Here is a 12,815-nt window from a genome sequence, read left to right on the forward strand (position 1 = left end):
GCTTTTTTTTATATAAACCAAAAAAGATTTTATGGATTTTCTTGTATTTCAATACCCAATGATAACTGTTCAAGCTTGCTTGGATGGTATTCTTTTAGGAGTATTGTTCGCATTAATTGCTTATGGAATGGCACTTCAATGGGGTGTTATGAACATAATTAATATTGCTCAAGGAGATCTTGTTATATTAGGAGGATACATTGCGTACTTTATGTATCTTTACGGTATTCATCCAGCATGGGGAGTAATTGTTGCTCCAATTATAATGTATTTCGTAGGTATTGCGATTTATAAACTGGTTATAAATAAAGTAGTCGATAGAGATTTATTTATCTCAATTTTAGCTACCTTTGGAATAAGTATTTTATTCATGCAATTAATGAACTTTGCATTTGGTGCAGATGTTGTGCTTGCAAACTCTCATTACGGTACAACAATGTTGTTTGATAATAATGTTGTTCTTCCTAATTCAAAAATATTTTCAGCATTTATCAGTATTTTATTTGCAGTTTGCTTAGTGATTTATATGAAAAAATCTAAGCTTGGACGAGCAATTAGAGCAACTGCTCAAAATGCACGTGCTGCAAAAATTTTAGGTGTAGATACTGAAAAAGTATACGCAGCAACTTTTGGAATTAATGCTGCTTTATGTGGTGTAGCTGGAGCTTTAATCTCTATAACATTCACTATTCATCCTTATATGGGTTTACCTTATACGATTAGATCTTTTATGATTGTTATTGTTGCTGGTTTAGGAAACTTACCAGGTGTTGCTATGTCAGGAATGGGATTAGGAGTTTTTGAGGAATTTGCAGATTATATTTTAGGAACAGAATTTAGAATTGGATCAGTATTTTTATTACTAGTTTTAATTTTAGTTTATCGAAGATTTAAACTTTCAAGAAAAAGAGAGTACTTAAAATGAGGAAAGTTAAAATTAATGATAATCAAGGTCAATCAGTTGAAGTTGATATAGATAAATTTAAAAAACACTTAGATGAATATCATTCATCAGGCTCAAGTGTACATGATGAAGATGGTCATTATTTTACAGTTGATCAAAATTTCAGAGAAAAAATTAATAGTCTATATGAACAAAAATAATTTAATACTTTATATAGGAATTTTAATATTTGGTTTAGCAGCACCATTTATATTTCCAGCATTTAAAGTTCAATTATCTATTCTTTGTATTCTAATTGTTCTTGCAACTACTTGGAATATCCAAGGAGGGGAGATGGGATACAATACATTTGGAAATATTTTGTTCTATGGACTGGGTATGTATTTGTGTGCTTCAGTTCAAGTTGGAATGTTTTTTCCATTAGCAGAGTGGACAGAAAGTGGTGGTGAAAAAACATTTGTACATACTCCTACCCAATTTTTCCAAGGTATGGCAATGGGACTTGTTGTTGCCGCAGTGGTTCCAACTATTGTTGCTGGTTTAATTGGTTATGCAATATTAGGATTGAGAGGCCACTATTTTGCTATTTGTACTCTAGGATTAGGAGTAGCTGCTGGTGAAATTTCTGGAGGAATTGAAATTATTGGAGCAGGACAAGGTTTTACAACTCCACCATTTCCTAATGTAGGAGGCTTAGAAGCTAGAGGAGAATTCTTTTACTTTTTAAGTTTTATAGTTTTAGTTTTGACATTTATAACTGTGAAAGCGATTTACTCTACTAGATTTAAGTTAATCCTTAATGCAATCAGAGACAATGAAGACAAGGCTGAAGCTATGGGAATTGCAACAATGAAATATAAAATTATTGGTTGGATGATTTCTGCATTTTTCTGTGGTTTAGCTGGAGGAATAATGGGTGGACTAGTTGGATATATCGACTCAACAGATGTTGCTTTTGATGGAAGAGAAATGGGAGTTTTCATGGTTTTAATGGCAATATTAGGTGGTAAAGGAACTCTTTGGGGACCAGTTATCGGTGCAACAATATTCCATATTTTTAAAGAAGGATTTTGGACATTCTTCCTAGGCTGGCAGTATGTAGCCTTGGGCGTATTAATTGTGGTGATTGTCATTTATTTCCCTGAGGGATTAATGGGATGGTTAAGAGAAAAATATCCTCACAGATTTGGAGAGGTAGTTGATGAAGCTGATCGAAAGGCTCAGGTAGAGATAAAATGAGTATTTTAGAAGTTAATAATGTTAGTAAATCTTTTGGAGGAGTAAAAGCTAATGTTGATATCTCCATGTCAGTTGAAAAAGGTAAAATAGTGGGATTAATTGGCCCAAATGGATCAGGAAAAACAACTTTATTTAATTCAATTGTAGGCACTTATCCAATAGACCAGGGTTCAATTAAATTTAATGGAAAAGAAGTTTCTGAACTTCCTGTTCCCGTAATAGCAAAGCTAGGTTTATTAAGAACATTTCAACAAACAAGAATATATGGAAAACTGAACTGCATTGATAATATGCTAATTAGCCATAAGGGTAGTGATGAAAATATATTAAAACTGTTTTCAAAAATACCTCAAGAGCTTACAGAAAAAGCAGAAAATTTACTAAATTTTGTTGGTTTATATCAAAAGAGAAAACTTAGAGCAGGTGATTTATCTTTTGGACAACAAAAACTTTTAGAACTTGCTATGGCATTAATGAATGAACCAGAAATGCTTTTACTAGATGAACCAACAGCAGGAATAAATCCAACTTTAATCAATGGAATTATTGATAGATTGATAAAAGTAAATCAAGATTTTGGTATCACTCTTTTAGTTATTGAACACAATATGAGAGTGATCATGCAATTAGCGGAGAATATATTTTGTTTAGCTCACGGTAAAATGTTAGCAAATGGTTCACCAGATGAAATTAAAAACGATAAGCGTGTTATCGATGCATACCTAGGAGCCCAATAATGTCAAATCAATATGAAGTTTTAGGAAAAGCTCCAACACCAGAAGATTTAAAAAAATTATCTCCAAATGAAATACATCTGACAATTAAAAATTTAAATGCTGGGTATGGTAAAATGGAAATTTTACATAATTTTGATTTATTCGTGAACAAAGCACAATCATTGTGTTTGATTGGACCAAACGGAGCTGGTAAATCTACAATTCTTCACTCAATTTATGGATTTACAAACATTTTCTCTGGTCAAATTGAAATAGAAGGAAAAGAAATTACAAATCTTACACCAGCTGAAAAATTAAAATCAGTTGGAATCGCATATATCTTACAAGACAATTCTGTATTCCCAGATATGACAGTTGAAGAAAACTTATTAATGGGTGGATATATTAAAGATAAAACGGAAGAGTCTTTTGAAGAAGCTGAAAGAATTTTAGAAAAATACGAGAGATTAAGAAATAGAAGAAATCAGCCTGCTAAAGTTTTATCAGGTGGTGAAAGAAGATTGTTAGAAATCTCTAGAGCTTTAGTTATGAAACCATCCGTTCTATTAGTTGATGAACCTTCAATTGGTTTAGAACCAAGATATATTGACATGGTTTTTGAAATTTTGAGAGATCTTCAACAAAATGAAAAGAAAACTATTATATTAGTTGAACAAAATGCCAAAAAAGGACTAGAATTTGCAGACATTGGATATGTATTAGTATCTGGACAAACTGCAATTGCTGGCAAAGGGGATGAGTTATTGCAAAACCCTGATGTTGGTAGACTATTCCTTGGTGGCTAATGATAAATAAAGATTTCTTTTTTAAAGGCTATAAATCAATACTAGCTCACGATAGCCCAGCAATAGCTTTAGGTTGTTGTTTTATTGCTATAGGAGCTCTTTTAAAAAATCTTGGCTTCAATATTCAAGAAAGCATTTTTTCTACCATGCTGACTTATGCATTGCCAGGATCTCTAGTTATGGCAGAGTCTTTATTGGTTGGTGCTTCTTTATTAAATATTTTTCTAGCAGTATGGTTTGTTAATGCTCGTTTATACCCAATGGCTGTTTCTTTGTTTCCATTAATGATGCATGAGGATCAACCAAAGTGGAAATATTATTTTTCATGCCATTTCATAGCTGTATCAGCTTGGCTGATTATGAAGAGTAATTATAAGACTATTCCAGAAAAATATAGAATTGATTATTGGATAGGGATCGGAAGCGCAACTTGGAGTGTTGCTGTAATTGGGACTTTAATAGGTTTCTATTTTTCAGAATATTTAAACAAAGAAATGATGATGGGTTTAGCTATTTTAAATCCTGTTTATTTTTTATGCATGATGGTAGGAGCGTCTAAGACAAGACAAGTTACTTTATCAGTTTTACTTGGAATTATTTTGGGACCTATTTTTTATTTTTTTTCACCAGAATGGTCTATTTTATTAGGTGGAGTAGTTGGTGGGACTATTGCTTATTTAGTGGGAGAAAAAAATGTCAACTAGTATCGTTTTAGCAATTTTAGTGACATCCCTTGCAACTTTTTTATCAAGATTTCTTGGGGCAGTAAGCTCAGAGGGTATTAAAGAAACTTCTAAGATATTTAAATGGTTCAACTGTTTAGCTTATGCAACTTTAGCAGCTCTAATTGCAAGAACAATAATTTTTCCAGTTGGTGTAATGGATGACTCAAGCTACTTAGTAAGATTTGTTGTTGTTGTACTATCCTTAATTGTTTTTTTTATTTCTAAAAAAAATTATGTTTATCCCACAATTTTCTCTGCCATAAGTATGGCAATATTAGTTAATTATTTCTAAATAAAATTGATTTATTAAAAAAGTTAACTTAAAGTTTCTTATGGAAAAAATACCTGGTTTAGAAATTCAAGAACATGATAAATCAAAAAGAATTTTGAATATTAAAATTGCTGATGAGATTATTAAGAAATTAGTTTTTCCATTTAATAAATTCGACTTAACAGCTTTAGAACTAAAGCCTTTTACAAGGTTTACAATAGCAAAAAGTTTAGATGATTTAACAGAAAATAAACTTAGTAAACTAATGAACTCAATAATTAGAGATCGTTCAACTGGTTGTTTTATAATTGGACCAAAAAATATTTCACCAAAAATTAATGATAAATTTTTAGTAAAATTATCAACTGCCATTGCCTATTTAATTGGAAATCCTAACCATGACTCAATGGCAGGAAAATACTATGCTCGTTTCCATGTTAAACACGAAGACGCGAGTGACTCTTATTTAAGAAAAGCTTACCGTAATATGGATCTTCATACAGATGGAACTTATGTTAAGGAAATTACAGACTGGTTAATTATGACAAAGTTAGAAGAAGAAAACGTAGAAGGTGGAGAAACTGCTATGTTGCATTTAGATGATTGGGAACATTGCAAAGAACTATCAAATGATCCTGTAGGTAAACAAGATTTTCTTTGGAGCTCACCTAAGAGTAAAAATGTAGATTATAAAGTTGAGCATCCAGTTTTTTCTTCAGATGATAAAGGAAGACCACATATTTCATATATTGACCAATTTCCTGAACCAAAAAACATGGAACAGGGTAATTTTTTACAAAGATTATCTGATGCTCTGGAAGGAAGTGAAAATAAAGTAATTACAAAGCTACCGGTTGGTTGTTCTATAATTGCAAACAATTATTTTTGGCTTCATGGAAGAAAACCTTTTAAAGAAAATAAAGAATTAAGCAGAGAATTGTTGCGGATTAGAGGTTCTTTTTTTGTTAATTAATTCAATATAATCAATATAAAGTAATCAAAATATTATGATTTTAGGTTTTATTGGTACGGGTAAAATTGCATCTTCAGTAATAACTGGAATATGTAAATCTAATCTCAAATTTAAAAAAATAATAATTTCTCCAAGGAATAAACAGATTGCCAAAAGTTTAAAAAAAAAGTTCAAAAAAATAGTTATTGCTAAAGATAATCAGCAAATTGTTGATCAATCTAATTGGGTATTTTTATCTATAACACCTACGGTGGGAGAGAAGATAATTAAAGATTTAAAATTTAAGTCTAGTCAAACAATTGTTAGCTTTATATCTACAATAACTCTATCACAGTTAAAAAAAGCCATTAAAGTAAAAGCAAAAATAGTAAGAGCAATTCCTTTGCCACCAATATCATTAAAGAAAGGACCAGTTCCAATTTGTCCTCCGAATTTAAAAGTGAAAGCTTTTTTTAATCATTTAGGAACTACTGTAGAAATCAAAAATGAAAAATCTTCAATAAACTTTTGGTCTACTTCTGGAATGATGGCACCTTTTTATGAAATGCAAAGAGTAATGTCTGATTGGTTAGTTAAAAAAGGGGTAAAAAGAAATAATGCTCAAAAATATATAACTTCTTTGTTTTTAGCTTTGTCAGAAGATGCTGTTATACATTCTAAAGAAAACTTAAGAGAGTTAGTTAAAGAATCGCAAACACCTAAGGGATTAAACGAGCAGGGTGTCAATGAATTGACAAAAGCTGGTTTTTATAAATCATTAGAGAAAACTTTAAATAGTATTTATAAAAGATTAGATAAATAAATGTCTGAAAATATTTTAGAGATAAATAATTTATCAAAGTATTTTGGAGGACTTGCTGCAGTTTCTGATTGTTCTATTAAAGTTAAAAGAGGAACTATCACAGGTATAATTGGTCCAAATGGATCTGGTAAAACAACTTTATTTAATTTAATTGCTGGAAATTTAAAATCTTCAGGTGGGAGTGTAACATTTGATGAAGAAAATATCACAGATGTTCCATCTTACGAATTATTTTCAAAAGGATTACTTAGAACTTTTCAAATAGCACATGAGTTTTCAAATTTGTCTGTTCTAGAAAACTTAATGATGGTTCCAGGAAATCAATCAGGTGAAAAGCTAATGACAGCATTATTTAAACCAGGGTTAGTTGCAAAAGAGGAAGCAGAAGTTAAAGAAAAAGCAAAAGAAGTAGTTGAATTTTTAAATTTAGGACATCTGTCAAATGAGCTTGCAGGTAATCTTTCTGGGGGACAAAAAAAATTGTTAGAGCTTGGAAGAACCATGATGGTTGATGCAAAATTGGTGTTATTGGATGAAGTGGGAGCAGGGGTAAATAGAACTTTATTAAAAGATCTCGGCACTGCAATCGAAAAGCTAAATAAAGAAAAAGGTTATACTTTTTGCATGATTGAGCATGATATGGATTTTATAGGAAGATTATGTGATCCTGTAATTGTTATGGCTGAAGGCTCAGTTTTATTTGAGGGTTCTGTTGAGGAAGCTAAAAAAGATGAAAAGGTAATAGAAAGTTATCTTGGCAGAGGATCAAAATTAAAGGATGAAGTTTAATGGCATATTTTGAAGGAATAGAGATGACTGGTGGTTATGGAAATGGACCAGATATAATTAATTCTTGTTCTGTTGAAGTAAATAAAGGAGAAATTGTTTCTATTCTAGGTCCTAATGGAGCTGGAAAATCTACAGCTATGAAAGCAATGTTAGGTTTATTAAATTTGAAATCTGGATCAGTTAAAATTGACGGTAAAGATATTTCAAAACTTTCTCCACAAGATCGAGTTAAACAAGGAATTTCATTTGTTCCTCAAACAAAAAATGTTTTTGCGGGAATGACCGTTGAGGAAAATTTGGAAATGGGCGCCTTTTTAGTAAACTCTGAGATAAAAAATATTATTGAGGAAATTTACGAACTATTTCCAATCCTTAGAGAAAAAAGAAACCAAATGGTAGGTGAATTATCTGGTGGTCAAAGACAACAAGTTGCACTTGGAAGAGCGTTAATGATTAAACCAACAGTACTAATGTTAGATGAACCAACTGCAGGGGTATCACCAATTGTTATGGATGAATTGTTTGATCATATCGTTAAAGTAAAAAGAACTAATGTTGCTATTTTAATGGTAGAACAAAATGCTAAACAAGCATTAAATATTTCTGATAGAGGCTATGTATTAGTTACTGGAGAAAATCGTTATTCAGGGACTGGCAAAGAATTATTGAACGATCCAAGAGTAAGAAGCTCTTTCTTAGGAGGATAGTATGGATCTTATTAATGCAATAATTCTTTTACTAAATTATATTTTTATTCCAGGACTTACTTATGGTTCTCAATTAGCTTTGGGTGCAATTTTCGTTACTCTAATTTATGGAATTCTGAGATTTGCTAATTTTGCAACTGGAGACATGATGTCATTTGGAACCATGATGACAATTTTATTCACTTGGTATTTTCAATCTTTAGGTATTTCTCTTGGAGTTCTGCCTACAGCATTAATCGCTCTTCCATTTGGTATTTTATTTATGATTTTATACATGCTTACAATTGATAAATTTGTTTTCAAGTATTACAGAACTCAAAAAAGTCCACCAGTTCAGTTTGCTATGGTTAGTATTGGTGTGATGTTTGTAACTCAAGCAGTTGTTAGAATTATAATAGGTCCAGGAGATAGAAGGTTTTTTGATGGAGAAAAATTTATTATCAAGGCTAGAGAATTTAAAGAAATGACAGGTTTAAACGAAGGACTTGCCCTTAAATCTACTCAGGTCATTACTATTTTTGTTACAATAGTTTTAGTCTCTTTATTATTCTGGTTTTTAAATAAAACTAAAACAGGAAAAAGCATGAAAGCTTACTCTGATAACGAAGATCTTGCTTTGCTTTCAGGAATAGATCCTAAAAAAATAGTATTGGTAACTTGGGTAATTGCAGGAATTTTAGCTACTATTGGAGGAGCTTTGTATGGTTTAGATAAAAGTTTTAAACCTTTCACTTACTTTAATAATATGCTTCCTATTTTTGCTGCAGCAATCGTTGGAGGAATTGGAAATCCTTTCGGTGCATTTTTAGGTGGCTATGTGATTGCTTTTTCAGAAATTTTATTAACATATGCATATAAGAAATTTTTTATGTACATATTATCTGAAAGTATGGAGCCAGAGGGCTTAGTTCAATTACTTTCGACAGATTACAAATTTGCAGTTTCATTTTCAATCTTGGTGATTGTGTTACTTTATAGACCATCAGGGATATTCAAAGGGAAAGTATTGTGAGAAAAAATTTAAACGTTATTGCAGCATACAGTATCATGATGGTTCTAATCCTATTAGTTGGAATTTTTCAATCATGGAATATCGCTTTATCAATATTTAATCTTTGCTTAATTTCAGCAGTTATGACCATGGGTGCAAATATACAATGGGGTTATGCTGGTTTAATTAATTTTGGAATAATGGGATACACTGCTTTAGGGGGTCTTGCTGCAGTAATAATTTCAGTTGATCCAGTTCAAGAAGCATGGAGAGCTGGTGGATTTGATATTTTAATGTGCTTATGGCTCATCATTGTAATGGTTTTAGTTATCAGATTTATTTTGAAAAATTTTGAAAAATCAAAATTAAGAACTTACAGTATTGCAGCTCTAATTATTGCAGCTATCATAATTATCAGAGTTACAGCAGAACCAGGTATTGAAAAAATTGAAGCTGTAAATCCTGCAACTACTGGTTTTCTCGGTGGGTTTGGTTTACCTATCATTTTCTCCTGGATCGTAGGTGCATTATTTGCTGGAGGTTTAGCCTTTATAGTTGGAAAAGTTGCTTTAGGTTTGAGAGCTGATTATCTAGCAATTGCAACACTATTGATTTCAGAAATTGTAATAGCAATAATTAAGCATGAGGACTGGTTAACTAGAGGTGTTAAAAATGTTATTGGCTTAAAGAGGCCAGCTCCATATGAGGTCGATCTGCAGACCACTGATTGGTTTATAAATTTAGTAGAAAAGTTTAAATCTAGTAAGTTAGATCTAATTACTGATTTATCCGAAAGACAAGCAGCGTTAAATCAATTCGTAATAGAGGGCTCTTCAATATTTGTTAAACTTTGTTACTCAGGTTTATTTTTAGTTGTCGTTATAATACTTTTAATTCTTACGCAGAAAGCTCTTTATTCTCCATGGGGAAGAATGATGAGAGCAATAAGAGATAATGAAGAAGCAGCAAATGCTATGGGTAAAAATGTTGTGAAACAACATTTGCTAATATTTATTTTAGGTTCAGCAATTGTTGGAATTGCAGGAGCAATGCTAGTAACTCAGGATGGATTATTTACACCAGGAAGTTATAGACCAATGAGATATACATTCTTAATTTGGGTAATGGTCATAGTTGGAGGAAGTGGAAACAACTTTGGTGCAATTTTAGGTGGCTTTGTTGTATGGTTTTTATGGATCGAAGCAGCACCAATTTCAATGTTTTTAATTAACTTCTTTACAGCAGGTATTCCTGAAACAAATGCTATCAAAGCTCATCTTATTGAAAGTGTTCCTTATTTTAGATTTTTATTGATGGGTTTAGGTTTGTTATTCATAATGAGGTACCGACCTAAAGGTATACTTCCAGAAAAAATAGAAATAAAATAATTAAACATGAAATATATTATTTTAGGTGCTGCTATTGCTTGGGCTATGTATATGGCTGACAAGTATATGTTTTAATGAAAAGAAATCTTTCTCTTCTTATTTCAAGCCAGGTTTTTGGTTTCACAGCAGCCAATGTAACAGTTTTTTTAAGTGGAATAATCGGGAGTCAGCTTTCAACTATTAAATCATTAGCTACTTTTCCTCCTTCAATTTATGTAGTTGGTATAGCAATCTCTACTATTTTTGCTGCGAAAGTTATGTCAATTATTGGCAGACGTTTAGGTTTTGTTTTGGCATCTATAGGTAGCTCTTTAGCTTGTTTACTTGCTGCTTACTCAATTTTCGTTAATAGCTTTATAATATTTTCATTTTCTTGTTTTTTGCTTGGCACTGGAATGGCTTTCATACATCAGTATAGATTTGCAGCAGCTGAAACAGTTGAAAAAGATAAAGCACCCAAGGCAGTTTCTATGCTTTTGTTAGCTGGAATTGTCTCTGCATTCATAGGAATTACCTTAGCAAATAAAACAAAAGATTTAATTAGCGATCATGTTTATGTTGGATCGTATATCGCATTAGCATGTCTTACTATTATGCCTGCAATTTTTTTAAGTTTTTATAAAAATTCAAAAATTATTAACAAAAATAATTCAACATATTCCAATGTTAGGACTTACAAAGAATTTGTTTCTGATCCAAAATTTTTACAAGCAATGGTAGCTGCTACTTTTGGCTATGTGGTTATGGCATTTTTAATGACAGCTACTCCAATTAGTATGCATTATGTTCATAAATTAAGTGTAGACAAAGTTGGATTGGTTATCCAATTTCACGTACTTGGAATGTTTCTTCCATCATTGTTCACAGGTAATCTAATAAAGAGATTTGGTTTTTCAAATATAATGTACATGGGAGTATTTTTTTATGCTTTGACAATATCATTAAGCTTATTTGAACCGACTTTTATAAATTATTTTGCCTCATTGATATTTTTAGGTATAGGATGGAATTTTCTATATATCTCAGGAACTAGCTTGTTAGTAACCACTTACAATGAGCAAGAAAAATTTAAAGCCCAAGGGTTTAATGATCTAATAGTTTTTTCTGCTACAGCAATTGGAAGTTTATCAGCAGGAATTTTAATTTCATTGTTGAGTTGGAAAATAGTAAATTTTATGTGTATTCCTTTTTTGATAATTATTTTATTTGTAATTTTAAGAGCAGATATAAAAAAAGCCCCAGCAAACTAATTTACCAGGGCTTTTTAAAATAAGATTTAAATTATCTTTGTTTTTTAGTTTTGAATTTTCCGCCTTTAACTTCTTGCTCTAAGAAAGAACCTTCAGCTTCACCAACTTCAGTAAAAGATACTCCAGTAGCACCTTCGTAGTTTATCTTTTTACCTTTTGCTAGTAAGTCTAGACCTTTCTTTAATTCACCTGGGTAGATTTTAGTACCAGGAGCGTTAGCAACATCCATTACATTTTTTGCAATAGATGCTCTATCAGCAGAGTTACCCGCTTGCATTGCAAGAACGATTAAAGCAGCTGCATCGTAAGACTCTCCAGTGTAGGGACCAGATGAATCTATACCACCAGCTTTTGCAACTTCTGCAAATACGCCAGCACCTTTGCCAGTAGAACCTGGTAGAGATCCAAATGATTTGCTCAAGTCTTTACCAAATGTATCAACTAATGATTGACCAATCATACCATCTGATAAAACGAAAGTATCAAATGCACCAGAATCTAAAGATGCCTGAATAATTCCTTTTCCTCCTTGGTCAAGATAACCAATAACTGCTACTGCATCACCACCAGCAGAAGCAAGAGTTGCTACTTCTGATGAGTAATCTGCTTTACCATCTTCATGAGCAGTTACAGTTGTAACTTTAATACCATGAGCTTCAACTGCTGCTTTATAAACATCAGCTAAACCTTTTCCATAGTCATTGTTAGTATAAGTAATTGCAACACTTTTTACTTTTCTGTCTTTAGTAATGTCAGCTAAGATTTGACCACCTCTAGCATCTGAAGGAGCAGTTCTAAAGAAATATCCATTATCATCTAGAGTAGTTAATCCTGGAGAAGTTGCTGAAGGTGAAATCATTACTACACCGTTTGGTACAGCAACATTTGTTGCAATAGCACCTGTTACACCTGAGCAGTCAGCTCCCATAATTGCAGCTACACCACCTGAAATTAAACCTTCAGCTGCTGCTGTTGCTGCTGCTGAGTCAACACAAGTTGAGTCTGCTCTCATTGCTTCAATTTTTTTTCCACCAAGTAATGAACCTGAATCTGAAGCTTCTTTAAATGCAAGCTCTGCAGATGCAGCCATAGCTGGAGTAAGAGATTCAATAGGACCTGTAAATCCTAAAATGATTCCCATTTTGATCGAATGTCCGTCTGCCATAACGTTTGAACCAAAGCTTGATACAAACATAAATGCAGCGATAAATAGTTTTCTCATTATCTTCCTCTTTATTGTTAACAATTTATAAA

15 protein-coding genes are annotated in these 12,815 nt (G+C 31.9%); 14 read left to right on the top strand and 1 reads right to left on the bottom strand.

The annotated features are described in order from the left end of the window. Positions 1-31 precede the first annotated feature (31 nt). From VP90_RS06625 to VP90_RS06690, 14 genes are all read left to right on the top strand, one after another. A complete protein-coding gene (locus VP90_RS06625; protein WP_075506246.1) occupies positions 32-925 on the top strand; it encodes a branched-chain amino acid ABC transporter permease in 894 nt (297 codons plus the stop codon). After that, positions 922-1,104: a hypothetical protein gene (locus tag VP90_RS06630; RefSeq protein WP_262590330.1), complete on the top strand. Its 183-nt coding sequence runs from the start codon at positions 922-924 to the stop codon at positions 1,102-1,104. The genes VP90_RS06625 and VP90_RS06630 overlap by 4 nt, the downstream gene beginning before the upstream one ends. Next, positions 1,091-2,143 carry a branched-chain amino acid ABC transporter permease gene (locus VP90_RS06635; protein ID WP_075506244.1) on the top strand — a complete coding sequence of 351 codons (1,053 nt, stop codon included), beginning with the start codon at positions 1,091-1,093 and terminating at the stop codon, positions 2,141-2,143. Before VP90_RS06630 ends, VP90_RS06635 begins: the two co-directional genes overlap by 14 nt. Further along, the gene (locus VP90_RS06640) at positions 2,140-2,880 is read left to right on the top strand and encodes an ABC transporter ATP-binding protein (protein WP_023854239.1); all 741 of its coding nucleotides are present in this window, start codon (positions 2,140-2,142) and stop codon (positions 2,878-2,880) included. The genes VP90_RS06635 and VP90_RS06640 overlap by 4 nt, the downstream gene beginning before the upstream one ends. Then, positions 2,880-3,665, top strand: coding sequence for an ABC transporter ATP-binding protein (locus tag VP90_RS06645; RefSeq protein ID WP_262590331.1), 786 nt, complete (start codon positions 2,880-2,882; stop codon positions 3,663-3,665). Before VP90_RS06640 ends, VP90_RS06645 begins: the two co-directional genes overlap by 1 nt. Further along, positions 3,665-4,369, top strand: a complete 705-nt coding sequence (locus VP90_RS06650) for an AzlC family ABC transporter permease (RefSeq protein WP_262590332.1) — start codon at positions 3,665-3,667, stop codon at positions 4,367-4,369. The genes VP90_RS06645 and VP90_RS06650 overlap by 1 nt, the downstream gene beginning before the upstream one ends. Next, positions 4,359-4,682 carry an AzlD domain-containing protein gene (locus tag VP90_RS06655; protein ID WP_262590333.1) on the top strand — a complete coding sequence of 108 codons (324 nt, stop codon included), beginning with the start codon at positions 4,359-4,361 and terminating at the stop codon, positions 4,680-4,682. Before VP90_RS06650 ends, VP90_RS06655 begins: the two co-directional genes overlap by 11 nt. Positions 4,683-4,722: 40 nt before the next feature. Beyond that, on the top strand, positions 4,723-5,634 hold the full coding sequence (glaH, locus tag VP90_RS06660) for a glutarate dioxygenase GlaH (protein ID WP_262590334.1): 912 nt from the start codon (positions 4,723-4,725) through the stop codon (positions 5,632-5,634). A 34-nt stretch (positions 5,635-5,668) separates the two neighbouring features. Continuing rightward, the gene (locus VP90_RS06665; RefSeq protein ID WP_262590335.1) at positions 5,669-6,436 is read left to right on the top strand and encodes a pyrroline-5-carboxylate reductase; all 768 of its coding nucleotides are present in this window, start codon (positions 5,669-5,671) and stop codon (positions 6,434-6,436) included. Further along, positions 6,437-7,225: an ABC transporter ATP-binding protein gene (locus VP90_RS06670; protein WP_262590336.1), complete on the top strand. Its 789-nt coding sequence runs from the start codon at positions 6,437-6,439 to the stop codon at positions 7,223-7,225. Then, positions 7,225-7,932, top strand: coding sequence for an ABC transporter ATP-binding protein (locus VP90_RS06675; RefSeq protein ID WP_262590337.1), 708 nt, complete (start codon positions 7,225-7,227; stop codon positions 7,930-7,932). The genes VP90_RS06670 and VP90_RS06675 overlap by 1 nt, the downstream gene beginning before the upstream one ends. Position 7,933: 1 nt before the next feature. Beyond that, positions 7,934-8,944, top strand: coding sequence for a branched-chain amino acid ABC transporter permease (locus VP90_RS06680; RefSeq protein ID WP_262590338.1), 1,011 nt, complete (start codon positions 7,934-7,936; stop codon positions 8,942-8,944). A gap of 35 nt (positions 8,945-8,979) precedes the next feature. After that, on the top strand, positions 8,980-10,311 hold the full coding sequence (locus VP90_RS06685) for a branched-chain amino acid ABC transporter permease (protein WP_075506298.1): 1,332 nt from the start codon (positions 8,980-8,982) through the stop codon (positions 10,309-10,311). Between the two features lie 74 nt (positions 10,312-10,385). Then, positions 10,386-11,561 (top strand): MFS transporter, encoded by a 1,176-nt coding sequence (locus VP90_RS06690; protein ID WP_262590339.1) that lies wholly within the window; start codon positions 10,386-10,388, stop codon positions 11,559-11,561. Positions 11,562-11,592: 31 nt separating this feature from the next. Here the strand turns inward: VP90_RS06690 and VP90_RS06695 are convergent, their stop codons facing one another. Beyond that, the gene (locus VP90_RS06695; RefSeq protein ID WP_262590340.1) at positions 11,593-12,783 is read right to left on the bottom strand and encodes an ABC transporter substrate-binding protein; all 1,191 of its coding nucleotides are present in this window, start codon (positions 12,781-12,783) and stop codon (positions 11,593-11,595) included. Positions 12,784-12,815: the final 32 nt, after the last annotated feature.

Source organism: Candidatus Pelagibacter ubique HIMB140 (genome assembly GCF_025558165.1).
GTDB lineage: Bacteria > Pseudomonadota > Alphaproteobacteria > Pelagibacterales > Pelagibacteraceae > Pelagibacter > Pelagibacter ubique_T.

What these genes read in the sequence shown, in the direction of transcription:
- VP90_RS06625 (WP_075506246.1), top strand. Translation starts at nt 32, where the DNA reads ATGGATTTTCTTGTATTTCAATACCCAATGATAACTGTTCAAGCTTGC.
- VP90_RS06630 (WP_262590330.1), top strand. Translation starts at nt 922, where the DNA reads ATGAGGAAAGTTAAAATTAATGATAATCAAGGTCAATCAGTTGAAGTT.
- VP90_RS06635 (WP_075506244.1), top strand. Translation starts at nt 1,091, where the DNA reads ATGAACAAAAATAATTTAATACTTTATATAGGAATTTTAATATTTGGT.
- VP90_RS06640 (WP_023854239.1), top strand. Translation starts at nt 2,140, where the DNA reads ATGAGTATTTTAGAAGTTAATAATGTTAGTAAATCTTTTGGAGGAGTA.
- VP90_RS06645 (WP_262590331.1), top strand. Translation starts at nt 2,880, where the DNA reads ATGTCAAATCAATATGAAGTTTTAGGAAAAGCTCCAACACCAGAAGAT.
- VP90_RS06650 (WP_262590332.1), top strand. Translation starts at nt 3,665, where the DNA reads ATGATAAATAAAGATTTCTTTTTTAAAGGCTATAAATCAATACTAGCT.
- VP90_RS06655 (WP_262590333.1), top strand. Translation starts at nt 4,359, where the DNA reads ATGTCAACTAGTATCGTTTTAGCAATTTTAGTGACATCCCTTGCAACT.
- glaH (WP_262590334.1), top strand. Translation starts at nt 4,723, where the DNA reads ATGGAAAAAATACCTGGTTTAGAAATTCAAGAACATGATAAATCAAAA.
- VP90_RS06665 (WP_262590335.1), top strand. Translation starts at nt 5,669, where the DNA reads ATGATTTTAGGTTTTATTGGTACGGGTAAAATTGCATCTTCAGTAATA.
- VP90_RS06670 (WP_262590336.1), top strand. Translation starts at nt 6,437, where the DNA reads ATGTCTGAAAATATTTTAGAGATAAATAATTTATCAAAGTATTTTGGA.
- VP90_RS06675 (WP_262590337.1), top strand. Translation starts at nt 7,225, where the DNA reads ATGGCATATTTTGAAGGAATAGAGATGACTGGTGGTTATGGAAATGGA.
- VP90_RS06680 (WP_262590338.1), top strand. Translation starts at nt 7,934, where the DNA reads ATGGATCTTATTAATGCAATAATTCTTTTACTAAATTATATTTTTATT.
- VP90_RS06685 (WP_075506298.1), top strand. Translation starts at nt 8,980, where the DNA reads ATGATGGTTCTAATCCTATTAGTTGGAATTTTTCAATCATGGAATATC.
- VP90_RS06690 (WP_262590339.1), top strand. Translation starts at nt 10,386, where the DNA reads ATGAAAAGAAATCTTTCTCTTCTTATTTCAAGCCAGGTTTTTGGTTTC.
- VP90_RS06695 (WP_262590340.1), bottom strand. Translation starts at nt 12,783, where the DNA reads ATGAGAAAACTATTTATCGCTGCATTTATGTTTGTATCAAGCTTTGGT.